The sequence below is a fragment of the Wolbachia endosymbiont of Culex quinquefasciatus Pel genome (genome assembly GCF_000073005.1).
Classification (GTDB): Bacteria; Pseudomonadota; Alphaproteobacteria; order Rickettsiales; family Anaplasmataceae; genus Wolbachia.
In genome coordinates, this window is record NC_010981.1 from 1,189,093 (window position 1) to 1,215,207 (window position 26,115).

The 26,115-nt window shown below is 33.6% G+C and carries 18 protein-coding genes, 1 tRNA gene and 2 pseudogenes; 6 read left to right on the forward strand and 15 right to left on the reverse strand.

Features of this window, described 5'->3' with window-relative positions:
* Nucleotides 1–3: 3 nt before the first annotated feature.
* Complete coding sequence (plsY, locus tag WP_RS05540) at nt 4–579, forward strand: glycerol-3-phosphate 1-O-acyltransferase PlsY (protein ID WP_007302484.1); 576 nt, start codon at nt 4–6, stop codon at nt 577–579.
* A gap of 45 nt (nt 580–624) precedes the next feature.
* On the opposite strand, the pseudogene WP_RS05545 reads toward plsY, so the two are convergent.
* The 5 genes and pseudogenes from WP_RS05545 to WP_RS05565 form a co-directional block, all read right to left on the reverse strand.
* A pseudogene (locus tag WP_RS05545) lies at nt 625–1,116 on the reverse strand (IS982-like element ISWpi16 family transposase); the annotation flags it as partial.
* Nucleotides 1,117–1,128: 12 nt separating this feature from the next.
* Entirely contained in the window at nt 1,129–2,001 is an 873-nt protein-coding gene (locus WP_RS06940) for an IS982-like element ISWpi16 family transposase (protein WP_007301954.1), read from the reverse strand.
* Nucleotides 2,002–2,066: 65 nt separating this feature from the next.
* Nucleotides 2,067–3,878: a hypothetical protein gene (locus WP_RS05555; protein ID WP_007302485.1), complete on the reverse strand. Its 1,812-nt coding sequence runs from the start codon at nt 3,876–3,878 to the stop codon at nt 2,067–2,069.
* A gap of 55 nt (nt 3,879–3,933) precedes the next feature.
* Nucleotides 3,934–4,830, reverse strand: a complete 897-nt coding sequence (locus WP_RS05560; RefSeq protein WP_007302486.1) for a cation diffusion facilitator family transporter — start codon at nt 4,828–4,830, stop codon at nt 3,934–3,936.
* Nucleotides 4,831–4,857: 27 nt separating this feature from the next.
* A tRNA-Val gene (locus WP_RS05565) sits at nt 4,858–4,930 on the reverse strand.
* Between the two features lie 529 nt (nt 4,931–5,459).
* Here WP_RS05565 and WP_RS07740 point away from each other — a divergent pair.
* From WP_RS07740 to WP_RS05575, 3 genes are all read left to right on the forward strand, one after another.
* A complete protein-coding gene (locus WP_RS07740) occupies nt 5,460–6,629 on the forward strand; it encodes a collagenase (RefSeq protein ID WP_231834402.1) in 1,170 nt (389 codons plus the stop codon).
* Nucleotides 6,630–6,658: 29 nt separating this feature from the next.
* Nucleotides 6,659–8,923: a hypothetical protein gene (locus WP_RS05570; RefSeq protein ID WP_019078546.1), complete on the forward strand. Its 2,265-nt coding sequence runs from the start codon at nt 6,659–6,661 to the stop codon at nt 8,921–8,923.
* Between the two features lie 298 nt (nt 8,924–9,221).
* Entirely contained in the window at nt 9,222–10,532 is a 1,311-nt protein-coding gene (locus WP_RS05575; RefSeq protein ID WP_007302489.1) for a hypothetical protein, read from the forward strand.
* Between the two features lie 90 nt (nt 10,533–10,622).
* On the opposite strand, the gene rlmB is transcribed toward WP_RS05575, so the two are convergent.
* Entirely contained in the window at nt 10,623–11,390 is a 768-nt protein-coding gene (gene rlmB, locus WP_RS05580) for a 23S rRNA (guanosine(2251)-2'-O)-methyltransferase RlmB (protein ID WP_007302490.1), read from the reverse strand.
* 92 nt (nt 11,391–11,482) lie between these two features.
* On the opposite strand from rlmB, the gene WP_RS05585 reads away from it, so the two are divergent.
* Nucleotides 11,483–11,974 (forward strand): Smr/MutS family protein, encoded by a 492-nt coding sequence (locus WP_RS05585; protein WP_007302491.1) that lies wholly within the window; start codon nt 11,483–11,485, stop codon nt 11,972–11,974.
* A gap of 11 nt (nt 11,975–11,985) precedes the next feature.
* Here WP_RS05585 and uvrC read toward each other — a convergent pair whose 3' ends face one another.
* From uvrC to WP_RS07985, 5 genes and pseudogenes are all read right to left on the reverse strand, one after another.
* Nucleotides 11,986–13,803, reverse strand: a complete 1,818-nt coding sequence (uvrC, locus tag WP_RS05590) for an excinuclease ABC subunit UvrC (protein WP_012481994.1) — start codon at nt 13,801–13,803, stop codon at nt 11,986–11,988.
* Nucleotides 13,787–15,895, reverse strand: coding sequence for a glycine--tRNA ligase subunit beta (glyS, locus tag WP_RS05595; protein WP_007302493.1), 2,109 nt, complete (start codon nt 15,893–15,895; stop codon nt 13,787–13,789). Before glyS ends, uvrC begins: the two co-directional genes overlap by 17 nt.
* A gap of 3 nt (nt 15,896–15,898) precedes the next feature.
* A complete protein-coding gene (locus tag WP_RS05600) occupies nt 15,899–16,738 on the reverse strand; it encodes a glycine--tRNA ligase subunit alpha (protein WP_007302494.1) in 840 nt (279 codons plus the stop codon).
* 44 nt (nt 16,739–16,782) lie between these two features.
* On the reverse strand, nt 16,783–17,541 hold the full coding sequence (locus WP_RS05605; RefSeq protein WP_007302495.1) for a hypothetical protein: 759 nt from the start codon (nt 17,539–17,541) through the stop codon (nt 16,783–16,785).
* Nucleotides 17,542–17,849: 308 nt separating this feature from the next.
* Nucleotides 17,850–18,790 (reverse strand): annotated as a pseudogene (locus WP_RS07985) (IS5 family transposase).
* A 755-nt stretch (nt 18,791–19,545) separates the two neighbouring features.
* On the opposite strand from WP_RS07985, the gene WP_RS05625 reads away from it, so the two are divergent.
* Nucleotides 19,546–20,496 carry a hypothetical protein gene (locus tag WP_RS05625; protein ID WP_007302496.1) on the forward strand — a complete coding sequence of 317 codons (951 nt, stop codon included), beginning with the start codon at nt 19,546–19,548 and terminating at the stop codon, nt 20,494–20,496.
* A gap of 37 nt (nt 20,497–20,533) precedes the next feature.
* Here the strand turns inward: WP_RS05625 and WP_RS05630 are convergent, their stop codons facing one another.
* From WP_RS05630 to WP_RS05645, 4 genes are all read right to left on the reverse strand, one after another.
* Nucleotides 20,534–21,316 (reverse strand): exodeoxyribonuclease III, encoded by a 783-nt coding sequence (locus tag WP_RS05630; protein ID WP_007302497.1) that lies wholly within the window; start codon nt 21,314–21,316, stop codon nt 20,534–20,536.
* Entirely contained in the window at nt 21,316–22,023 is a 708-nt protein-coding gene (locus tag WP_RS05635; RefSeq protein WP_007302498.1) for a uroporphyrinogen-III synthase, read from the reverse strand. The genes WP_RS05630 and WP_RS05635 overlap by 1 nt, the downstream gene beginning before the upstream one ends.
* A 235-nt stretch (nt 22,024–22,258) precedes the next feature.
* Nucleotides 22,259–23,788, reverse strand: a complete 1,530-nt coding sequence (locus WP_RS05640) for an actin-bundling T4SS effector WalE1 family protein (protein WP_007302499.1) — start codon at nt 23,786–23,788, stop codon at nt 22,259–22,261.
* A 193-nt stretch (nt 23,789–23,981) separates the two neighbouring features.
* Nucleotides 23,982–26,030, reverse strand: a complete 2,049-nt coding sequence (locus tag WP_RS05645; protein WP_007302500.1) for a coiled-coil domain-containing protein — start codon at nt 26,028–26,030, stop codon at nt 23,982–23,984.
* Between the last annotated feature and the right edge of the window lie 85 nt (nt 26,031–26,115).

Consider the following 26,115-nt stretch of genomic DNA (forward strand, 5'->3'; position numbering starts at 1 on the left):
ATAATGGAGAAATATATAATTCTTATATTATCTTACGTAATCGGTTCAATACCGTTTAGCTTAATTATTGCAAAAATAAATGGTATAAATTTAAGAGAAGTAGGTTCAGGAAACATTGGTGCTACAAATGTTGCAAGAACAGGAAATAAGAGACTTGCTGTCCTCGCATTATTTTTAGACTCTTTGAAAGGATTTGTCGCGGTTTATACAGCACAACAATTTTGTGATAATAACGATTTATATATATATGTATCTGCAATTTTAGCAGTTCTAGGTCATATGTTTCCTATTTGGCTAAGGTTCAATGGAGGAAAGGGGGTTGCAACAACTTTGGGAGTTTTGATAGCACTTAACATTTCTATAGCATTAGCATTTGTATTTGTCTGGCTAATAGTATTTTTTATCTTTCGGTACTCCTCTCTTGCTTCCTTGGCTGCTACTGCAGCAGCTGTTATAGCATCTTTCTTTTTTCAAAAGGAGTTATTCCTTATACTACTCACTGTAGCGATATTAATTTTCTTGAAGCATTACAAAAATATTGCAAATCTTCTGCAAGGCAGAGAACGTAAGTTTTTATGAGCTATGTCTCATTCCTTCTACTACATTACTAACCTCAGTTATGGATTAGCCGATAAAGAAAGGCATAGAAATAGAAGGCTTTTTGGACTGCATGGAGTAGGAAATCAGAACAGAAAAAACATGAATTAGGAAATTTGTTGGCGATCTATGTCTTGTATGCTCAATCTCAAATTTGTTTTTCAAGGAATCAAAAACAGTCTCAATAATCGACCTTTTCCTTAATAAAATCTTCTCTTTAAGTGAAATTAGTGCGTTTTTCATACCTTTTTTTACTTTAGTGACTAACTTTAGGCCTCTATCGAAGAGTTTCTCAAAAAGCTCTTTCTTTATATAGCCCTTATCTCCAAACAAAAGTCCGGTCAGTCTTTTAGTGAGAGTTGGTAAAGGTTTTCTGTCATCAACGTTACCTTTGGTTAGGGTAAGTGCTTGAATTTCACCAATTTCGTTAATCACTAAGTGCAACTTGAAGCCAAAAAACCAACCATACGTACTCTTACTAATTTCTGCTAGATGATTAAAAACTTTATTCCTAGAGACCTCAGTTATGGATTAGCCGATAAAGAAAGGCATAGAAATAGAAGGCTTTTTGGACTGCATGGAGTAGGAAATCAGAACAGAAAAAACATGAATTAGGAAATTTGTTGGCGATCTATGTCTTGTATGCTCAATCTCAAATTTGTTTTTCAAGGAATCAAAAACAGTCTCAATAATCGACCTTTTCCTTAATAAAATCTTCTCTTTAAGTGAAATTAGTGCGTTTTTCATACCTTTTTTTACTTTAGTGACTAACTTTAGGCCTCTATCGAAGAGTTTCTCAAAAAGCTCTTTCTTTATATAGCCCTTATCTCCAAACAAAAGTCCGGTCAGTCTTTTAGTGAGAGTTGGTAAAGGTTTTCTGTCATCAACGTTACCTTTGGTTAGGGTAAGTGCTTGAATTTCACCAATTTCGTTAATCACTAAGTGCAACTTGAAGCCAAAAAACCAACCATACGTACTCTTACTAATTTCTGCTAGATGATTAAAAACTTTATTCCTAGAGATCCTTTTTTTGTGGCAAACGGCAATCGTAGAGGTGTCGATGTAGGAAGTGCCGGTCATTTTCGCTTGTTCACAGAACCATTGCAAAAGTAATGCTAAATACCACAAAACTCGCGGCTTTAAGGCAATAAATCTGTGATATGAAGGCAGCTTTGAAAACTCTGATCTATAGAATAACTGAAGATAACAAAGATAAAAAGCCTTGAAGTTTTTACATGGTGATTTATGGTATAACAGGATTATGGTTAGAATTTCTGAGTGCGCTATTTCTGGTACTCTGGTTGGTTTTTTGCCGTTTGATAAGAACCTATTTGCAAAATTATCATCTACCGCACGACAAAAATCCTCGACGCAACAGTACAGTTCTGTAATATCTTTCTTCATGGGTAACCTCTTATTATTACTAAAATACTCGAGTTTACCCTGTTTCCCTCTTCTTAGTTATACTTTTATCTATTTTCTAATCCATAACTGAGGTTACTAGCGGATACTCCATGTGAGAGATGACTTGAGACTACTTCTTCTACTTCTTTTATTATTTCTTCCATGTTTTTTCCACTTTTTTTACATGCATCATCAAGTGCTAATTTTAGCTTACGTATATCATACTCTTCTAGCATCTTATTCATTTCTTCTTTCGTTATCTCTAATTTTTTTAGTAAGATGTTCTCCATTATTTCTCTTTTATCACCTTTATATTGTCCATTTAGTCTGTTATATGCAATGCAACACTTCCTTTCTCGTGGCAAGGCTGACAGATTTTGCAATGTAGCATCTATTTGAGCTTCTATAGGGTTAACTTTCCTAGCCTTTTCAGCAGTTTCTGACCTAAATTTCTCTACTTCTTCTTTTATTATTTCGTCAGCTATTCCCTTAGCTTCATTCAAAAATGAATCCTTAAGAGAAAAATCTATCCTAAGTAAATTTTGGTTTAAAAGCTTCAAAAAGACTTTTTCTTTGATATTTTCGAGTTGGTCATCTAAAGCATGCTCCTGCAGTCTATCTCTCATGTGCTGACCCAACACAAAGTGCTCTAATTTATTTAACTTTACAGAGCTGATATTTTTCATTAATGTCAGCACAATTTGTTCACTATACTGAGAAGTAAAACTTAGCAACCTTCTCATTAAAGGAACGCTTACTTCTGCAATAAAATCATCAACTATTTTTTGACTTTTATCATCTTCATAATTATTTTGGGCGTTATGCCAAGCCCTAAGAATTTCTTTACTGTTCTTCTTATTTTTTAGCCTGTCTAACATAAACTTACGTGCTTCATTTTCTGCTTCTGTAAGGAGCATTTGTCTAGGTGGTGTAAATTTAATCTCTGGATCGGAATGAATACCCTCTAATGTACTTAACATTCTGTAGATAACACCAGTAAAACATGTGTTAGGAATTCGTTCTTTTCTAGAGAAAGTTTGGCTATCTAGTAAATTTGCAATCAACGCGTCTTTTTTATTTTTTACAGCTTCTCTATCTCCATCATTGCAGGCTCTAAGAACTAACAGAAGAATTTGTCCACCAGTGAAGCCAGAGCTATGTTTCTCATTACCTTTGCAAAAATCTTGCAAAAACATTACTAATTTTCCCTTATTCTCATTACTAAATGGTTGGCCATCAAGCATATGTAAGTGATTTATATATTCAATAAATTCTTTAAATCCCTCATTATTAATAGTGTCTTCAGATACTTGTTCAGTATATTTATCTTTTAATTTGTCAATATTTTTAATGATATCATTATTTAATTGATGGGGTAGTAAATGTTCAAGCTTAATATCAAAGCTATTGACTAGCCCACGTGAGTTTTCTTTTATGCCTTCTAAAAAGAAACTAATAGCAGCTTTGAGTAACGTAAATGGATTAAAATCCTTTGGCCTTAATTCACTTTGTAATAGAATTAAAATCATTGCAAGTGGTATTGTTGCAAGTAACGAAACAAGCAGGAAAGTAGTTGTAAAAGTTATATATGTTATAGAGGCAAAAAATAAAAGGAAAGATGCTATCTTAATTTTATTTTTCTCAAAAAATATTTCCCAATATTCCTTTTTACTTATTTTTTCCTGCTTTGCAGCTTTTATGTCTTTATAAACGTAAAAAGTTTTTATTTCAGATCTAAAAAACAATGTGGCAAAAGATAAAAAGACATTGGCAGGATTAACTAAAATGCTTAAAGAAACAAAAGCTGCGAAGTAACTTGCTGTCTTTAATCTGTAAGAATCCTTTCCAGGAAATTGTATTTGGGAAACACCTATCATAGTCTACTCTCTATAATATTATGATATTGTAGTAATAACAAATAGCCTATAGATGTCAATGCTTAAGTATTTTACTGTCTACGCACTCATCGTATTCAATTTCAACTGTAGAGTGTGCAATTTCAAATCTATTTAATAGTATTTTTTTTATCTCATACAGAATATTAGTATGTTGCCCATTTTGCTTTATCTTGGCATGCATAGTAAGTATAAAATAATTATCAGATAGTGACCATGCATGTATATGATGCACATCTATCACTTCAGGTAACTTAGATACAATCTCACTTTTTATCTCCTCAGCAGATACACTCTCAGGTGTACCTTCAAGGAGTATATGGCAAGAATTCTTGAGAATTTTATAGCCACTGTTTAAGATTATTACACTGACAAATACTGACAAAATAGGGTCCACTATTTGCCATCCGGTAAACATGATAATTATGGATGCAAGTATAGCAGCTACAGAACCTAAAATATCTCCGATAACATGCAATACAGCACTTTTTATGTTTATATTACTTTCGCATTTACTATGTAATATAAAAAAGACTATAATGTTAGAGATCAGGCCAAGTGTGGCAATTATTAGCATTACTTTCCATTCAACATTGACCGGACAAATGAATCTCTTTATTGATTCAATTATAATGACCGCTGCAATGAAAAATAGAGTTAAACCATTAACAAATGCTGCAATTATCTGCAATCTGTGATACCCATATGACCTCTGTAAATCAGATTTCTTAGCTGAAAATTTGTGTGCTATCCAGCTTAAAACCAAGGCAAAAAGATCAGTGAGCATATGTCCTGCATCTGATAGTAGAGCAAGCGAATGTGAAATTACTCCACCTGCTATCTCCATAAGCATTGTTATTGCGACTATTATTATGGAATAAATTAAGCGCTTGGACTCTGCTATTGAGTGTTTGCCATTGTGCACTGCTGTCATATAAAATCTTTTTATGAGCAAAAATCGTGGGTAACACTGGGCTCGAACCAGCGACCCCTTGCACGTCAAGCAAGTGCTCTACCAACTGAGCTAATTACCCATCGTAGCTTTAGTATAGTGCTTCAGTGAAATGAAAGTCAATTTGCTTTTAGACTTCTTGCTGAATGAAACTCCTTGACAAACCTTCCCACTTTCCTTATCATACCAATAAGAGTACTTATCCTTGTTTTTGATCCTCGCGGGTTCAACAACAAAAATTCAGTAAAAAACTCAGATATTTATTGGCAAATTACATAAAAATTATAGCGGCTGCATGTCTTTTTTATTTTTTCTACATTCAGCCAAATCGCGCTTGTTAGGACATTATTACAACGCCAATTTACATTATAAAACTCGCTACTAAAGGATTTTTTTACCTTTTTTTCTACTCAGTAAATTTCTTAATTATAATTCCGCTACTTATTAACAGCCATGGAATTTTAGCTATATTCTCGATTTTTCATATTGAGTTAACTATCTATACTTTTTTATTAAGATATAAATTATATCAATATGAGAATTTACACTTTCTTAGCGGAAGTAGCTTTATGCTTGATATTGTAAAGACTAATAAATTAGGGGTTAAAGTAATGACAATCAATCGACAAGTAAATAAAAATATATCTAAAGATGAATATTTTAACAACAAGCATATCATAGAAGTTAAAGATTTAAATATCAAAGTAGAGGTTCATTCTCATGATTTAAGAACAAGTAAAGTTGCTCACATTGAAAGTGAGATAAGAGAAACAGCTACTAATTTTAAAGATGCATTTAAGCTGGAGCCTGGTAGCTCAGAACAAACATTCAAAATTTATGTGTTTGATGATAAGGCTGATTACACTCATCTTGGCGGAAGCGAACGTTTTGGTTCTTACCTTGGAGATGAGGGTGGTAAATGTTACTACAAAGGAGAAGCTGATGTTTTTGCTGAGATGTATGTCTATCAGCAAGGTGGCGTTCATAACCTTCAGCATGAATTTGCACATGGTTTAACTTACTTGGCTACAGGAGGAAAATCTCTACCTACAGTATTAATGGAGGGAATTGCAGATTACTTTGAACATCATTCAGATCACAAGTTCAATGCTCAAGGGTCAAGCATTGATAAAACTGAAGCCGCAAATTTGGATCTAGGTGGAATTTTAAATTTACAATACTCAGCCAATGGTGAAGAAAACAGTTTAGTGTATAAAACTGGTCATGCGTTGATAATGTACTTACAGGAAAAAGATCCTAGTTTATTAAGAGACTACCTAGATGCTTTACGTCAAGGTAACTCAGATGAATCAAAAAGTTTCTTGAAAGACATAAAAGGACATGATGCTGACTTCAAAAGTTGGCTTGCTGAGAATGATACAGAAACTGCAATGGAACATCTCAACGCTTTGCAAGTTACAAAAGGAGATTTTATAGCAACTGGTCAAGAAATAGTGGGTGGAGAAATTAAAAACATATCCTACTATAAAGCAAATATAGAAAAGATAGATGGAGAAAACGTTGGAAGTTTTTCTCCTGTAGAACATGTTGCATTTTATGATGTTGCTCGTGCTGTTAATAGGGCAACAAATGATACCCTCGATATATCAAAGGAATATCATTTCTTAAAGGCAGTAAAAACTACTGATGGGCAGGTTAAGCTGACTTACTCTGATCAACAAGGTAATGAATATCAAAACAGTCAAGAGTATAAAATGCAAGCTTTGAGGATATTATCAAAATATGGTGAAAATCTTACTATGATGGGAAAGAAGACTTAGATAAGCAGAAGGATATAAAATATAATGATGTGTTGAAAAGCCTTCGTGAACAGGAAGAAACACAGCGTCATGATGCATACGAGCAATACAAAAGAGGAGAGATCTCTTATGAGAAATTTGTAGAAAAATGCAATTCAGCCAGCACTAATTATCATAATGAAGGTAAGAGATTATATAATGCTACACAGGACAAATATACACAACTGAAAGATGATTTGCTTGATAAAACCATAAACGCTGGCTTGAAACAAGTAAAAGAAACTCAGAACATTGACGTAGAAAAGATGTTAGAAGAGATGGTTAATATCGATCCAAACCTAATCAGAGGTGCTCATATTAATCTACAAGAAGGTAAAGTTTTCTCTATCAAAGCTCTTGGTCACGGAGATATGGGTGCACTATCTATATATGATGGGAATACAAAGCTTGGAGAGTTGTCGAGCGAATCGGGCTTTTTTAAGCAAGTTGAAGGTCAAACTAAAGAAACTTTTGTTTTTGAGGACATATTGCACAACTTGAATACTCAATATGACGGTGGTGCTTATATGGCTATTACAAAAGAAAATGGTCATTATAAAGCTTCTCTGATAGATGGCAGAACAGTTGAACGTGATGAATACTTTGATGAAGCACATTTACATGAAAATGAATTGTTGCATCCTAGCACTGGACACATTCAAAAAGATTTAGATTCTCTGCTTCTTAGAGGGACCAAAATTCTAAATCATCAGGATTCAAAGCATGCTCAATATTCTGATGAGCAAAGAGAAAGCGGTGTAATCGTAGAAAAAGGAACATTATTGGATGATAAAGGGACTGATAGAACAGACGACGATGTATACGAAGCGGTTGTAAAGCAAGGAGGCGAAAATCTACATGCATTCAAAAATATGGGCTTCTATATCACTGAAGAGATGAAAAATGAAAGAGGTGAAGTTGTAAATGGGAGTAACTTATTCATTCATGATCACGGAAAAAATGTACGCTATCAGTTACCTGAAGAAGTTACTCATCTAAAGTTAGTGCAAAAGGATGAAGGATACAAATTAGTGCCAGCTGATGAACGTGGTAATGAATATAGGTATGATGCTCAAGGTAATACTATACCAGAAGAATACAAATATATCAACCCAGTATTTGCACATGAATATGAAAAGAGAGATTATTCTCATAAACATATAAATGTGGGCCTTATAAACTTAGAAAAATATGCCCCTGGTAAACTTTTTACCATTAAACATGATCCAAATGATTATCAGATACAAAGAAACTCGAGTGGTGAAATAGTGAGAATCAACAATCAAAGATATTTCACTAAAGTAAAACTATTTGATGGTGATACTGATGAAGAAATAGGAATGTTATCTAATAATTTCCATAACTTCAAAGGAAAAATATTCTTTTCTGCTGATTATAACTACAGCTATAATGATTTCCTCGCATCTGTTTCTCCTCAAGTTGAAATTGAGAATATGGGAAATGGAAGCAAAAAAATAACTTTCGATCAAGGCAGTGGCGATATCGGTGATACTAACAGAGGCTACACGGACTATCAGAGAATATTCACAAAAGAGAAACAAACCGAAAGTCCAAAAGGGCAAGTAAGTGAAACTAAGACAGAAGTTCATAGTACTACTAATGTTGTTGCTGAAGAGAGAAACGACAACAGTGAAATACAGTCTGATCAACCACAAATTCCAACAAGGGCAAAAAGGTCAGCTTCAGTGGAGGAGAAAGAGCAGGTAGTGTTGAAAGACACAATCTTGAAAATAGAAAAGAGCTATGATAGAGATGTAGAAGGAAAGCATAAGGCAAATGTAATCATAGATTATAATGATGTGAAAGCCTTGTATAATAGAGCAGAAGGAGCAGATAAGCAATCTGTGTTAGATTTTTGGAACAAACTGCATACATCGGATTATAAGATTGGTGCTTTGCCGGAAGACAAGTATTACTTTAAAGATGGCAAATTTCTAATTCACGATAGTGACACGAAAAAGCTTATAGTGTTACCTGAAGATAAGGTATCCATCAAAATAATGAAGGATGGTGATAGTTATAGTTTGGCTATATCAAATGGTAATGGCAAAGTAATAAGCAGCATTAGTAAAATAGATAATCCAAATTACGAATTGCTATCAGATTCAAGTCACTTCAGCTTAGAAACACAAGATAACTTTGAGTTATTAGATCAACATCATGAATATAATCTCTATCTAGAGAATGGTTTTGTGAAAATGTTCGACTGCGCAAGCGATCACGTTTATCACGATCATAACTCAGCCTATATCTAATATATAAGGAGGGCCCTGCCCTCTTTTTGTTATTCCAATGCCCAGACACTGGCATCCAGTAAATTTGCTAGTATAAAAGTAATCAACGTTTCTTATGATGGAAAAATGGATTCCAGTGTCAAGCACTGGAATAACACCAAAGGGGCTACTAGGATGACATCGTCTGCTACATACTTAGATCACAAGAGAAGAATTCTGAAGCGAAAAGCTTCAAGGAAATCTTATGCAAAATCTAGTATTTACGGAATTTATATTATTTTCATGCACATTATGGTTTTTATAATTAACGGAAAGTGATATGGCTAGTTTAACTTTTAAAGACAACTCTGGAGGAAATGTACCATCCCCTAACATTAAAAGCATAATTTATGAAGATGCTGCACAGAATAAGTATACCTTTGGTGTAGACAATGCTACTAATGTTTTCAACACTTTTAAGTATGAACCTAATGGTGCTGCTGAAATAGATTACAGTGCTACAGCAACAAAGTTCATGACTGGAGGTGCAATTGCTACATTATTAGGTATTGGAACTAATGTAGATGCAATAAAAACTAAGACTGATTCTATTCCAGCTGACTTAAGCGCTGACTTAGTTACCATAAAAACTCAAGTCGGAACAGATCTGATATCAGGAATAAAGGCTAAGACTGATAAGATTACAGATACCTTAGGAGCTGATGTCACTGCTATAAAGGCTAAAACTGATACTATTCCAGCTGACTTAACAGCTAAAGTAACTGCTATAGAAACTGCTACAAATTCTGCTAATTTAGGAGATAAAGTTACTGCAATACAAACTAAGACTGATAAGATTACAGATACCTTAGGAGCTGATGTCACTGCTATAAAGGCTAAGACTGATAAGATGCCTGCTGATTTAGGAACTGAGTTAGGTAATTTAGCTAAATCTGCTGATGTTACTGCTATAAAGGCTAAAACTGATACTATTCCAGCTGACTTAACAGCTAAAGTAACTGCTATAGAAACTGCTACAAATTCTGCTAATTTAGGAGATAAGGTTACTGCAATACAAACTAAGACTGATAAGATTACAGATACCTTAGGAGCTGATGTCACTGCTATAAAGGCTAAGACTGATAAGATGCCTGCTGATTTAGGAACTGAGTTAGGTAATTTAGCTAAATCTGCTGAACTAGCTCCTTTAGCTAAATCTGCTGATGTTACTGCTATAAAGGCTAAAACTGATACTATTCCAGCTGACTTAACAGCTAAAGTAACTGCTATAGAAACTGCTACAAATTCTGCTAATTTAGGAGATAAGGTTACTGCAATACAAACTAAGACTGATAAGATTACAGATACCTTAGGAGCTGATGTCACTGCTATAAAGGCTAAGACTGATAAGATGCCTGCTGACTTAAACGCTGAGTTAATTAAGTTAACTACAATAGGAAATGCTATAAATGGTAATGGTAACGTCACTGAAGCTGCTAAAGCTGTACTAGAGAGCAGTTTCAAGAAAGCTATTAAAGAAGCTGGAGAAGATGGTAGCGAATGGCTTAAAAATGAGATAAAAGAGATAGTGTCACAGCCATCCTTCGAGATTCCAACAGATTCAAGTTCACCTCTTTCTTGGGATTGGTAATGTAAGTGCTAGTGAATGACATCGCAAGATGTCATTCACTGTTGTCATTCCAGTATCACATGCTGGAATGACATCCTTGTTTTATTGCAACTAATTTGCAGTGATTTTTGTTTTAATGTAAATGGAATATAGTCCTATTGCTGCTGCGTTTGAAACATTTAGACTATCAATTACGTTTGACATTGGAATTTTTAAAAGATAATCACAACTTTCTTTCACTAATCTCCGCATTCCTTTCTCTTCAGAACCAAAAATAATTACTCTTTTTTGCCCAAAATTCTTTATTTCATCTATATTTTCCTTTGCATTGCAATCAAACCCATAACACCAGTAGCCTATCTTTTTTAAAGACTCCATCGTTTTTACTATGTTTGTAACGTATATTAGAGGAACAATATCCAGTGCTCCACTTGCTGCTTTTGCGATAGATGCATTTTCGCTCGGTGAATGGTGATGTGGTAAAACCAGTGCATCAATGTTGAAACAAGCTGAGGTTCTTAAAATCGACCCTATATTGTGTGTATCAGTAATTTGATCTAAAATGACTATAGTAGAGCTGTCACCTGAACCTTCAGCTATTTCTTCGATATTTAAGCTGTGAAAAATAGGAGCAACTTTTAAAGCAATTCCTTGATGATTGACACCTTTGGGTAAAACATCATTGAACATTTTGTTCTCTACCAGTCGAGGTTTAATGCCCTTACTATCTGCACATTGTTTAATTTCTTTCTCAAATTCTCTGTAGAAATTTTCTGTTACTAACAGTTCTATACACCGCCTATTTTTGTTTCTTAATGCTGAAATACAAGTGTGCTTTCCATATATCCAACAGTTTTCATTAGCTTTTGATGATTTCATCTCATTATTGAAAATCAGTTTTTTATAGAATAAGCAATATTTTACTGTGTTTATATATTGTTGTAAAATTATGCAGTTCAATTAATGAATTTATGTCAGATGATGAGTTAGATTGGCAAAAAAATGTTAAGCCAATAGAATGTGGAAAAGTTACTTTGAAAGTTGATCACAAAGTAAATATAAAATCTATGATTGATAAAGGTGCCTCTAGTTTACAAGAAAATTTTCTTAATACTGATAATGGTGATTCATCATTTTGTCTTGACTACAATACAAAATTAAAGATCGATAGGGGCAAATATTTTATAAGCGATAAACTCGATTTGCATGGCTATAGTATAGATAATGCTTATTGTAAATTGATAGATTTTATTATCAAAAATTATCAAGCAAGGAATAGGTGCTTATTGGTAATTACGGGGCATGGTAATAGTACAGATAAAATAGACACTATAAAGAATAGCTTAAATAAGTGGTTGAATGACACAAAAGTTCGAAATATGATCTTATACTATCAGCAAGCCATAAAAAAACATGGTGGCAAAGGAGCTTTTTATGTCTTATTAAGAAGAAATAAAGGTTAATTTTAGAGTACCTATTTAGGAGTACCTTTCTTAGAATTCACGTGTTGAAGAATGATTTCTGCTAAACCTTTACTAATTCCAGGTACGTTTTGAATTTCAGCTAGAGAAGCTTTGCTTATATTTTCTACAGAACCAAAATGAGACATGAGTGCCTTCTTTCTTTTACTGCCAACACCGGATATTTCACTTAATTGTGAAGCAAAAAACTGTTTATCGCGTTTTTTTCTATGCGAAGTTATCGCAAAACGGTGAGCTTCATTACGCAGCAATTGTAAATAAAGCATGACCTTACTGTCACTTGCTAGAGTAAATTCTTCTCTGTCCGGCACATAAAATCTTTCATTTCCTGCATTACGATCATGACCCTTTGCCATACAAGCAAAAGGAACTTTTATATTCAATATTTCCAACACATTCTGCACTATGGAAACATGTCCTGGACCGCCATCAATCAGTAAAAAATCAGGGATTATATCTTTTATATTGCCAGAGAAACGTCTAGTCAGCACTTCTCTCATCATTTTATAGTCATCACCTGAAATTTCTTCTTTTATAGTAAATTTTTTGTATTCACTTTTTAAAAAACCTTCCTGCCCTGCAACAATCATCACACCAACTTGTTGATTTCCAGATATATGGCTATTATCATAAACCTCGATACGCTTTGGAATATTTGGTAACGAGAAAATCTTCCTAAGCTCTTCGAGCTTTTCTAGGTTATTTCTATAATCAGTAAGCTTCTGTTCTAGACTATGCTGAGAATTATTGTAAATAAAATTCAACAAATCACGTTCTTTACTATTTTTCGCATGCAAAACTTTTATTGATTTTTGAGTAAGAGCATAAAGTGCTTGTTCTATAATTTCCTTATCCTTAATAAAATCGGGAACGTAAATTTGCGCTGGTGGTGTGTTAACTGGATTATACAAATTGACCAAAAAGGTGGATAAAATTTCATCATTTGAATGATCACTACAATTCTCAATGAAGTAAGGAATGCTTCCATAGTTACCTTTATCTCTGAAAGATAGTACACCAATGCATGCTAAGTCTGCCTCACGTACAACGCTAAAGAAATCTGCATCTTCTTCAAAAGAAAAATCCATTGGCTGCATTTGAATTTGCTGAAGAAATTTCAATCGATCTCTATAGACAGCAGCAAGCTCGTAGTTCATCTCCCTACTGCACTTTTCCATTGTAGAAAATAGCTGTCTTTGCACTTCTTTATTCCTTCCTAGCAGAGTATCTTGTGCTTGTTTTACTGATTTGCAGTAATCATCTTTTGTAATTTTATCTACGCATGGTGCTGAACAGCGCTTAACTTGATACTCAAGACATGGTCTTTTTGTTGAAGAGAAATATTGATCTGAACATACTCTTAAGAGAAAAGCTTTTTGCAATGATAATATAGTGTTCTTAACAGCAGCAGCAGATGGAAAAGGGCCGTAGTAATGAAACTCATTCTTCTTAAACTTACCTCTATATTTCGCTATTCTTGGATAATCATGCTTAGAAATTGTTATATAAGGATAAGATTTTCCATCCCTAAGCAAAATATTATAAGATGGTTTTAACGATTTTATTAACTGTGCTTCAAGAAGCAATGCTTCGATTTCATTCTCAGTGATGAATATTTCAACCTTAATAACCTGTGAGATCATTACTCTGATTCGTTCAGAAAGGTTTTCGAATTGAAGGTAGTCAGATAATCTCGACTTCAAGTTTTTTGCTTTACCAATGTATAAAACCTTACTCTTATCTCCAATCATCTTATAAACGCCACAGGATTGTGGAGATGATTTGATTTGTTCCTTATATTGCCTGAGCATTTATCAATTGTTTAACCTGTATAAGGTTAAACTCTGCTACTAAATGAAAGGTAGAAACAACATTTGCAAGCAAAGATAACCTGTTTATTCTAAGCTCATTAGAATCACAGTTAATCTTTACACTGTCCATAAATTGATTGATAAATGGAGCAAAACGAGCAAGTTCATCAAGCGCTGTATTAAAGTCGTTATTTTCTATCGCTTGTTTGATGTTTTTACAAGCAGCTATAGCACAATTTGATAGCGCAATCTCCTCATCTTCAATCAAAAACTTCTTACTGTAAGATGCATTATAAGTAGTGCCATCACTTTTTCTCACTTTGCTCATCATGTTACTGGCTCTTTTATAAGTGCTTAGAACCTGTTCACCTTCTTTTGTACTAAGATAACGATCCAATATCACAGTTTGCTTTTCCGCTTTCAGCAGATCATTAATATCGACTTTATATAGTATTGAATCTACAACATCTTGCCTTATATTTCTATTTTTTAAAATAATCTTGAACCTTTCTAAGCAGAATTTAAATACTAGTTCTAAAATTTGTTTTTCACTTGGCTTATCAACTGGAGTTATATTTTTATTCAATAGAAGCCTTGAACATAAAGATACTGACTTATCTATCAGCAATCTAATTGGAATATGCAAATTATTTTCAAGTATTGTTCTAATTATACCAATTGTCATTCTACGCAAACCAAACTGATCATACGAACCAGAGATTTTCTCACCTGCTGCAATTAAGCCAACCAAACTATCCATTTTGTCTGCAATAGCTACAGCAATCGCAGTAGGAGATCTAGGGCATTCTTGGTCCGATCCAATTGGCTTATAGTGCTCAGTTATAGCTTCCACTACTTCTTTATCCTCTTGAAAATAAGAAGCGTAGTATCCACTCATTACTCCTTGCAATCCCGGAAATTCTTTCACTATCAACGTTGCAAGATCTGCCTTTGCTAAATATGCAGCACGTTCAACTTTAATTAATGAAGCATGTGGAATAAATATCGCTATATACTTTGAAAGAGCGATAATACGCTTCACTTTTTCTTCTACGCTACCGAGCGAAGCATGAAATGAAATAGAGCTCAATTTTTTGACATAGTAATCTAGGTTTTCCTTCTTGTCTTGAGATATCAAAAACTGGGCATCAGCAAGACGTGCTTCTAATATTCTTTCATGGCCTTTGACAACTTCATTGTTGTTAACATTTACAACAGTAACAAAATGTGATATTTTCTGTCCATCACTTAAAGCAAGATACTTTTGCTGCGTATTAATTATACTAAGTATTACTTTCTTCGGTAATTCTGATGATTTTACTTTACCAAATAATACTATTGGCCACTCTATAAGCCCTGCCAATTCATTAAGTAAATAATCATTTTTTTCAAGTTGTAAGTTCTCCTCTTTTGTAAACTTATTAATCTGATCTAGTATAAATTGCTTTCTTTTGTCCAACTGGAGAATGACATTATTTTTTTCTAACAATTCAAAATAGTCTTTGGGCGTTTTAACAGTAAGTACTGCATCACCTGAAAGAAACCTATGACCATACGTCACGTTGCATGCTGTAACCCCTGCAAAAGATATAGGTATTATTTCGTCATTTAAAATACATAGAATATTTTTAATTGGCCTAACCCATCTCTCTTTTCTTTCACTCCATCTCATACTCTTTGGCCAAGAAAAGTTTTTTAGCATTTCCTCCAGTTGATTTTTGAGAAACCCGTTGATGTTAAATAAGCAGCTTTCTCTCTTAATGAAGTAAAAATCTTCATCATTTACTTTGCGAATGAGTAAATCTTCTTCACCTTTCCGATTTTTTCTCAAAAAACCTTCGATAGCACTTTTCGGTGCATTAACTCTTGGTCCTTTAATTTCATTGTTAGAATCTTTTAGCTCTAAAGCACTTATGCCATCAATAAAAAGAGCAATGCGACGTGCAGTCACATAAACTTCTATAGATGCAAATTTCACATTATTTTTACTAAAAGCATTAGTGATATAGCTCTTAACCTGAGCTGCAGATGAATTCTGCATTCTTGATGGAATTTCTTCTGAAAGACATTCAAACAATAATTGTGACAACATATTCTACTTTGCTCTATATAATTCACAGCATTTTTTTGTTAACTCTCTCACTCTACCAATATAGGCTGTACGTTCATTCACACCAAGCACACCTCTTGCATCAAGTAGATTAAGTAGATGGCTCGTTTTAATACATTGGTCATAAGCTGCTATCGGCAATTCTTTTTCAACAAGGAATTTACACAGTTTTTCTGTATCCTCAAACTGCTGTTGTACTACTTTAGTATCATAATAATCAAGTGCCAGGTAAGAAAACTCTCGCTCTCTTTGTTTAAAAATATCTCCATAAGTTACACCATTATCGTTCCACATTATGTCGTAAACATTATCTACACCCTGTATGCACATTGCTAAACGCTCTAACCCATATGCTACTTCACCAGGAATTATTCTGCAGTCAATACCTCCCACTTGCTGTATATAAGTAAGTTGTGTTACTTCCATTCCGTTGCATGTAACCTCCCAACCAAGACCGGATGCGCCAACACTTGGGTTTTCCCAATCATCTTCAATAAACTTAATATCATATTCTTTTGTCGATACACCAAGAGCTTTTAAGCTATTTAAGTAAATATCTTGCAAATTGCTGCCAGATGGTTTTATTATAACTTGGTATTGATGATGCTGATATAAACGATTAGGGTTGTCGCCATAGCGTCCGTCTGCAGGTCTGATTACTGGTTGTAGATACACAATTTTTGTTGATTTTTCGTCAATCGCTGACATGATTGTTGCGGGATGTAGTGTTCCAGCTCCAACTTCAGACGTATATGGATGAAGTATAGTACACCCTTCATCTGCCCAAAAATCTTGTAATCCCTTTATTATATCCTGTAGATTCACGCAAACTGTATATCTTTTAAACTGAATACATAAGCAAATAAGTACTATTCTATACTTATTTTTTTAATAGTGCCATGAAAATAGTCACTCAAGGCTATTGAACTTTCTTTTACATACTCAAATATGCTTTTGTTTAAAACAATCGCATCATGCATAGTCAGATCGCAGAATATAAATGCAGTCAAGTACAATAAAATCACTGCATAAAACACATGAAAAATCCCTTCAAATGTGATTGATATTGCATTGTTATAACTAAGCTGTATCGTACTTATCGGCCATGGTTTTATTACTTCTACAATATTAAAAAATAAATAAGGTATTATAAAGAAAAAGAACAAATGCATAAGATCATTAAACCAAAATGGACATTGAAGTATTGCCTTGCATATACTTAAATAGAATTTACTTACAATATAATAAATTGACATTATTGCCGGCATCGAAAACGCAACAGTCATCACCTGTCCTGATGCTATTTGTATTACTATATTCTCATCACTGCTGGCTGAAGGATCTTGAGTATGAAAAATAGATATGCCAACTAATTGCAGCACTAACATAACTATTGCTAGCTTGGTAAAAATAGCAGCTACAACTATGCCTGAATTCGGCATTTTATATAGTATAAAATCACCTCCGTATGTAAGCATTAATATAATGTCGGTAATAAATAATATTAGAAAAGAAGACCAATAATGCTGCCAACCCGGTAAATATCCTACTCCTAAAAAAGAGCTTACTATTTTGGCAGGAAAAACCTTGCCTAGCATCTTACCCAAAAATTGAAAAAAAATCCCCATGTCCTAACTAACACTTGACTTATATTTTTCACAATACTGAATTGTAATGGACTTATCAATACACTTCTTGCATAGAAAAAAGGCAAATAGTTAAAAACGATCTAAACCGTTGCCCCTTTATACTAGTAGCCTCCTTTTTTGTCATCCCAGTGCTATCCCCTTCTTGTCATTCAAGTAGCTGACACTGGGATCCAGCCTTTCTTACCAATAAAAACTTAGAATAAGATCTCCTTTGTGCTCAAAAAATTCCTGGATTCCAGTGGGCTTTGTTGCACAGCTCTTCGGATAGTGGGTAATGTATAATAAATTCATGAAGCTATATCAAACTTAGCCATGCCTATTTCAGTAAATTTGTTAAGCAAATAACACTTGAGTAGCAGTTCCTTCTCACGATTAATCTCAGATTTATTCCTAAAACTAAATCCAAATATTTGCTTCAGTCGCGAGAAAAAACTTTCTATATAAGATCTCTTCCAATAATTTATCTCTTTTTTCCACCTCTTCATACCATCTTCATCATATGACTTTATGAGCTTGATTGTAGAATTTCTCTCATTCATATAATCCAACTTTGGATGCTCTACTGCATTATTTTGCGGAGGAATCCTTGTCTTTATGTCAAGCTCATCGCACAGTTTGTATAACTTCTTTCGATCTATCTGCATATATCGTGCTTATGTTATACTTGGTATCCACTCTTTCAATAAGATCACAGGCTCCATAGTGGTCGGAATAAACTCCACTACTGTATTTTGCAGCTATAACTTTTTTACTACCTATCTCTAGCATTACATCTTGTTTGCTCATAGCGGCGATACTTTCTATCTGTACCATTTGCCTTACTATGGCTTGGAATATTATTGTAGATGCTGATACCTGTACTATCTATAGCAATTTCAATATCTTCCATATCGTTCTTATCAACTCTGCAGTCGTTGATTTTGATATTAAGCTTTTTAAACCTTCTTGAAGCCTGCGAATAGCTGATAATTTGCAAAATTTTCCCTATTTGCTCAAGATATTTCTCTATAAATCCCACTGTTTGCCTAAGACCAATCCTGAATAGATAGGTTATTATGTGAATTAGAATCACTACTTTGTCGCTGTAGACATTGTTGCCACCTGCTACTTTTGGACTATTTTCGTACCAATTTTCAATGGCATCGTTGATATAATGAAAAACATTTCCCCTTTCTTGAAGAAATTTGTTATATTCATTGCAGTTACTGACTTTCATTCTTATTGGCATATTTTTCCTTTGTCGGCTAAATATCTATTTTATAACAAATTCCATCAGTAACTGCCTGTTCTTTCCTTGAGTGGTGCAACAAAGCCATTCCAGTGTCTGGGCACTGCCTTATTGTTGTAAATTCACTTTTACCTTATTTTGCCACACCCCTGAACGGATGCCTTGAGTGGTTAATTTCGCAAGTATAATAGTAGTCATATTAAAGAGTTCTTGAAGTAAGGAGAGCACGTTAAGCAAACAACGTTTACCTAAAATTCTGTGACATTAGCAGCTTTCTTGCCCCGTTTTCAGTAAACAGTGATTTTTCTATATATTAGAAAAATTTTTATTTTAATTAGCGTTAAACAATAGGCGCCTATTGGTTTTTAGCTAAAGTAAAGGTCAAATATCTGGAATTCTGGACATAAAATCCCCCTGTGTAAAAAAAAGATTAGAAAAAAGTGCAGCGCACATACAACAGAGATTAAGCATATTTACATGCACTAAAGAAGATACGCTACGCTTTTTGATTAAAAATTTGACTGAAAAGTCTGCAGACAAAGATAGATTTTGAGCTCTTAAAATATCTCTAACTGTAATTATAATCAGATTTAAAATATATGGAAGCAATTTTTTACATTCCCTTATCATTTGTTACTTTTCTATTTCTTGCTTTATTCTTTTCTTTTTTCCCTTTCAAGACAGGTTCTAAGAAATTTGAATTAATGCGAAAAATATGCTATAATTATAGCATAGGTTAGTACAAATAGATCGTTATGACAGTTCCAAAAGCAAAAAATAAGCCTTTAGAGTCATCTACTCAGGTGACCGGGCAAAATGAGATGCTCTTCAAGAAGGAACATAAGGAAATTTACGATTACTTTGTAAAAGTATTAGAAGTTAAAGCCAAATTAAAGGAGAGCAAAGGAATAACTGATTATTTTATATTAGCTTATAAGAAGATACTACTAACTAATGTCAATCCGGAAAAAATAAGACCACTCAGTGAAGAGAATTTTTGTCAGTTTTTACTTTCTATATTTAAAGAAGTTAGAGAGAAAAAATTGGCTGGAGAGGAAGATAGTAAAGTAAAGCAAGTAGTAGAGGAATGCTTAGATGATGTACGTGGTACAGAAGCTAAAGATTTACTAATAAAACTTGTTGGGTTCCCATTGGGAATAAAAATAGACCCGAAAAATATTTCTGGCTCCTTTATGGATGGAGTGAAAGAAAAAATACCATTTTTAGGTGGAGATAAAAAAGAAGAGGATGAACCACTACTTAGTGATCAAGAGATGGTAACAAAGTGCTTACGTAAGGTTTTTCTTCCTATTCTTTTTTCCATTGCTTCAATATTAATTTTTGGTCCTACTACACTTGCGATAGTTGCTGCTGTTATTGGTACAATATTTGCTGTAAAGGGAGGAATTGAAGTTCTTTTTTCAAATAATAGGCCAGGTACTTTATATGACCCTAGCTCACCAGATAAAGATGATACAGAAAAGAGAGCAAAATTGAATGAAAAAATTCGCAAGGGTATTGATGATATTTTAAAAACCCCAATTGAAAGCTCTCTTGAAACAATTGCTGACGGGAGTAAAAAACAACCTACTCCGGAACAAGCTCCTCAGGTGGGAAATAAAGGGGGTGAGCAGCTTACTATGCTTGATGGAAAAATTACTATAGATCAGCCAGCCAAAAGCACAGAAAAGACAGCAGTCAAGTAAGACCTATTTGCCAAAGGTGAATTGTGTAATAGGTCTTTTATTGTTTTATAACACATACAACAGGAGTATGATCAGATGGGTTTTCTAGTTTACGCAACCTATCATCTATGTAACATGTTTCCAATTTATCTGCAGCTTGTGGCGATAGCAGCATATGATCTATTCGCATTCCTTGATTGTTTCTGAGTGAATTACCTTGATAATGCCACCAAGTGAATTGTTGTAAGTTGAGGTGAGATATTCTAAATGCATCTTTAAAACCAAGATTCAAGATCGCTCTTAATTTCTCACGCTCTTTTATATGAAAGCACACTTGGCCATTTAATAAATTTGAATCAAAAACATCAATTTCATCCAGTGCAACATTATAATCGCCAGCTATAATAGTTAACTCTTCATTTTTCAACAAAGTGCCCATCCTTTCATATAGGTTATCAAAAAACTTGAGTTTATACTCAAAAGTATGAGAGTCTGGGCTTTGACCGTTTGGAACGTATACACTTCCTACCCTTACCTTATTATTGGAGTGTTTTATCACACACTCTATATAACGTGCTTCTTGATGACTCTCTACAATATCAATTTTTAATTTTTCCAGTATTGGATATTTAGATAAAACACAAACACCATTTCTTGCAACCTGTCCATAGACAGCATATTCATATCCTAACTTTTCTATCTCTGCATAAGGAAATTGCTCTTCTGTACATTTTATCTCTTGCAGCAAAACTATATCTATCTGACTATCAACTATAAAACTACAAAGTTGGTTAATTCTTTTACGTATGGAGTTTACATTCCAAGTTGCAATCTTTAGCATCAACAATCCTTATTAATTATATCAATTAAACTCTCCCCTGTGGGCAACCTCGATGTTATAATTTTTTTCCACTTGATTAACTTTAAACTATCAGCAATGTTTTTACTCATGGTATATGCAACTGTATTATTCATCACAGGAGATAGCCCACTTTTTAGAACTAATGAACAAAATACCCTTGCAGTTTGTGAGGAAAAAAAAGCAACGCTATCAATTTTACCGTCCAATAGTAAATTTTTACACCTATTAGTTAGACTCCTTTTAGTAATTGTTTTATAGAGTACAACTTCTCTTACGTTAAAACCTTCTTCAGATAATCTTTTTTTTAGGTCACATGATACTTCTTGTCCCCTTATATATAAGAACTTTATTGTATTTGAATAATGAGATTTTATGCATGATATCAGACCATCAACGTTGCTGTCTGCTGAGATTATATCGGAAAATCCCAAATTTTTTGCAGCCTGCATGGTTGAATTACCAACCGTAATAATTGGAAAGCCATACTCTTTACATATTTGACTGAAAGCCTTTACACTGTTTTTACTTGTAGATATCACAACATCAAATTCGTGCGCGGATATATCAGGATTTAAGTACTTTATTGTGAATACTGGCTCTATAAAAACTTTGTATCCATATTTTTTTAGCGTGCTTCTTGTGCTCAACGAATCTAATAAAGGCCTTGTCAATAAAATAGACTTCATTCTGGTTTATTTCACTAGCAGTAAAATAATATCCCTTATACACAAATTATTGAATAAAAACTTTTATTTTTTAAGTTTCTTACGTAACCTATGAAAAAGGCAAGAGAAACTCCATAAATTGGCCCAGTGCTAGAAAACTGATCTTAAATAAGCGAATGTTTTTGATAAAATGAAAAAAAGATGTTACTCACTGAGTAACATCTTTTTTAAGAAGATAGATAGTTTTGTTTACTCTCTATATCTTCATTTTTGGAGCTTGATGCTCTACATCGACTTCAGCAGTTACTGTTGAAGAAGGTCCCACCAATTTGTCCAAAGAACCTGTCTTTCTTAAGTCAGCTTGGGTTTTTAACTTGCCATTTTTCTCAGTGAACATACCATGTTCCGGAGAAGAACTTGGTGAATTGAACCCACTATCAGAATTACGACGGTAACTGGCAAAGCTAGAAGTTGTAGCAGTACTGTCAGTGCTTATAGAACCCATTGAATTGCTTCTTGGCGGTTTCTCCGGAGCAACATAAAAACGGCTATTTCCTATCTCCGCAGATTGTATCTGATCCAACTCAGAATCTTGATATCTTATATAAGTAGCTTCCTCTGGCTTTTTGCCACCTTTTAGTGATGGTAACAACTTGCTCCAAAATGAAGTAGGTTCTTTTACTTCCTTATGCTCATTAGGATTTAATAATTCTGCTTTGCTGCTAACAGTACTTATAGAACTCGTTGAACTACTACCTGATAAGCTATTTTCCAGTGAATTCATAGAACTTGCTTTATGCCTTTTTGCTGACTTATTAAGCCTTTCTAAAGTATTAAAACGAGTATGCTCTTCCTTGCATTCTTTAATAACTTCCTTAATCTCATCATGATGTTCAGAAAAAATTTCATATAGGCTGCTATTATCTTTAGCTAACAAATGTTGCAACTTCTTAGCATCTAATTTATTGATAAAATCTATTTGCTGCTTCAATCGGTTGATCAACTGGTCCTTTTTGGCACTGTGTTGACCATCAACAGAATAAGCTTTCTCTAATATTTTTTCCCCCAGCTTAGAAAATATTTTCCTAGTTAAAGCAGAGCTATTCACACCTTTGTCTTCAAAAACTTCCTTGACAAACATTTCCTTTACACTATTAAAACTTCTCGTTTTTTCTTTTGTTTTCAAAATAACAGTTTGATCTTCATTACCTATTGAATATGCGATGCCATCTAAACTAGACATGCTTGCACCACTATCACTCATCTTCCTTCCAAGGTTTTGAATGTTATCCCCCATTTTTCTTAATGTAGAGCTAGCTCTCTCTTGTGTTGCCTGTTTTACAGAACTTGCAGTTTCTTTTACCGAATTCTTGGCATATACAGCACCATCTTTGATTTTTCCGCCAATATGCTTCGCTCCTTCAACTGTTTTTTCTGCTGACCATTTGAGCCCTTTATATCCAGATTGAACTGCTTTTACAGCAACTTTCGCAGCGAAAAATAGAGTAAGACCAACTATAGCACTTGGTATAGCAAGTGTTGCACCAACTGCCAAAAATGGTAACACTGCTGCAAATAATCCACTTGCTGTACCTACTACAAGGGCCTTATCTCCTTGCTTCATCTTGGAGAATTCTGTATCTCCTTTTAACAGATCCATAATTCTGTCTTTTAGCTTCTTGGGATCGTGAATGATATCTGAATTTAATGAAGAATCTTGAATCATTTTAAGATCATCTTGCTTAGTTTCAACAAAATTTGAAGAGTTTTTTTCACTAGGTGACATTTTAAACCTCACTATTAATTAAACATACTAATATTGTATATATCTGATTCTTAAGTTAGGGTTAATTCATCTAACAATGTCCACTTACTCTCAAATGATTTTGCTTGATGTGTTTTTTTGAAAGCACAGAAAATTAGTGATTATTGCAATATAATATCTCGTTTGGATTAGCTATAGTTGAAGTAAAAACTCATCATCCTAAAGGGGTAGATTTTTCCGTAGTCTTAGCAGGAACTGTGTTTGGATTTGATAGTTCTGTATTGACCTTAGTTGGTTCTAATGGAGTTTGCTGTTTTTCCGGTTTATCATTCGGAATTGGAACAGGCCAATCCATAATGTTTTGTGGTATGTTTGTTCGAGCTTCTTCTTCCTTAGTCTTTTTTTGATCTGTTGAAGATGATGCATCAACACCTGTACCTTTAGTAGCTTTTTGTCTTAGTTGTGTGTTTTCTTCTTGTAATTGTTTTAAATTTTTCTTTAACTCATCAATCTCTTTTGTTTTTTGTTTTAATTGTTCAGATATCATTAGTTTGTCCCTAGCCAAACTTTTATTTTCCTTTCCTAATTTACTAATTCTTTTGCTTGAAGATTTATCCGCAGCTTGTGTACCTTGGTCTTGTGTTTTAGGAACTGTAGTTTCGTGATCACTTGCCTGGATTCTTCTACTTTCATATTCAACTTCAGTTTGAGTTGAAGTAGCTACTTTCGCATTTACTTCACTGAACTCATCCGCAAGTGATCTTCCAGATTTAAGTTGCCAAATTTCCCTTTCTAAATTTCCCTTTTCTTTTTGCAGTTGATTTAATTCTTCAGCTAATTGATTTACTTTATCAGTCAATTTTTCGTTTTCATTTTTTGCTTCCATCCATTGTTCTACAAACTGCTTTTCGTGATTATCTTGTGAACCTTCTACCAATATTTTCTTGAGATCATTTTCAAAATTTGTATTCTTTTTTTCTAGTGTACTTAACTTAGCTTCACTTTGCTTAAATTTTTCCTGTAGTTCCGCATTTATTCTATTTGTTGACTGAATCTCACTTTCTTTATCTTTCAATTGATTAATTAAATCTTTTATTCTAGCATTTTTATCTTTTTGACTTTGTTCTAGTACGGTTACTTTTTGTGCTAATCGATCTATCTCTTTATCCTTTTCAGCTAACTCTTTTTCCTTTCTTTTCAATTCATCTTTAAGTCTTGTGACTTCTTTTGCCAAATCTTGCTTTTCCTCGATTAATTGACTTGCTTCTGCTTCACCTTCTTCTGTTATCTTCGTATTACGGCTTTTTAACTCCGCGTTTTCCTTCTTGAGATATGTGTTTTCTTCCTCTAACTCATTTCCTTCTTGTTTGTTCTCTTCTTCATCACTAAACGTATCACTCTCAAATATTTCATCTTCACCATTAAATTCACTACTAATAGACAAAGAACTTCTGCGTGAAGAAGGTGTATTAAGAGAAGAATATCCACTGCTACTTGGTGTAGCTGACTGTGGTGAATCTTTTGTAAATGTTTCCTCTGCTGGTGTTTGCTGATTGTTCACACTTTTGACCATGTCAGTGAAAGTTTGATATAGAGTTTTGCCATTGATAAAAACTTCTTTATTCTGCTCAACTAATTTTAATGCTTCTTCTGAACTCGTTATTCCTCCAAATTTTGGTTCACCAATCACTCTTTTTATGCCCTTAGAATTTACTTCTACAGTCATGCTACAATCTATGCTATTGCCTTTAGAATCCTTAGCTTGCCAGTTAATGGTCATCTCACATGAGCTTGAACCAGTAAAATCATAGTGCCTTTCGCTGCCTTTTTTGGTTGCAGTTATTTGACTATCTTTCCCTAAAGATAGGTTATAAACCTTGCCTTCGTCACTGGCTCTTAAAAGGGTGCTAATCTCTATTGGTTTTTCTTTATTTTTAAACCTAATTTGAAAGTCATTATCTTTTGTTGTATATACTAAGAAATTTTCACTTGGTAGAGATTCTGCGAATTTTTTATGTGCTGCAGTTATTGATTGCTCAAACTTTTGAAACTCATTTTCCCACTTTAAATTTATCTGTTCTTTAACGTTTTCATCTTTGCGTAAAGGGCTGATAAAGTACCAGATTAAATTTTCTTCTTCTAGTTTTCTGATAAAATCCTGAAAATTTTTGCAAGATTTAATGAAACTTAAAATATCATTTTTCTTCTGCTCATCTAAATCTAGACCTTGATTTTCAGTTACAAGTAAATTTTCTTTTGTCATAATTTTTATTTTTAGAGAACTATATTATAATATTAGCATATTTTCTTAAAAAATCAACTAATCTTATAGTTAAATAAACTTGAGT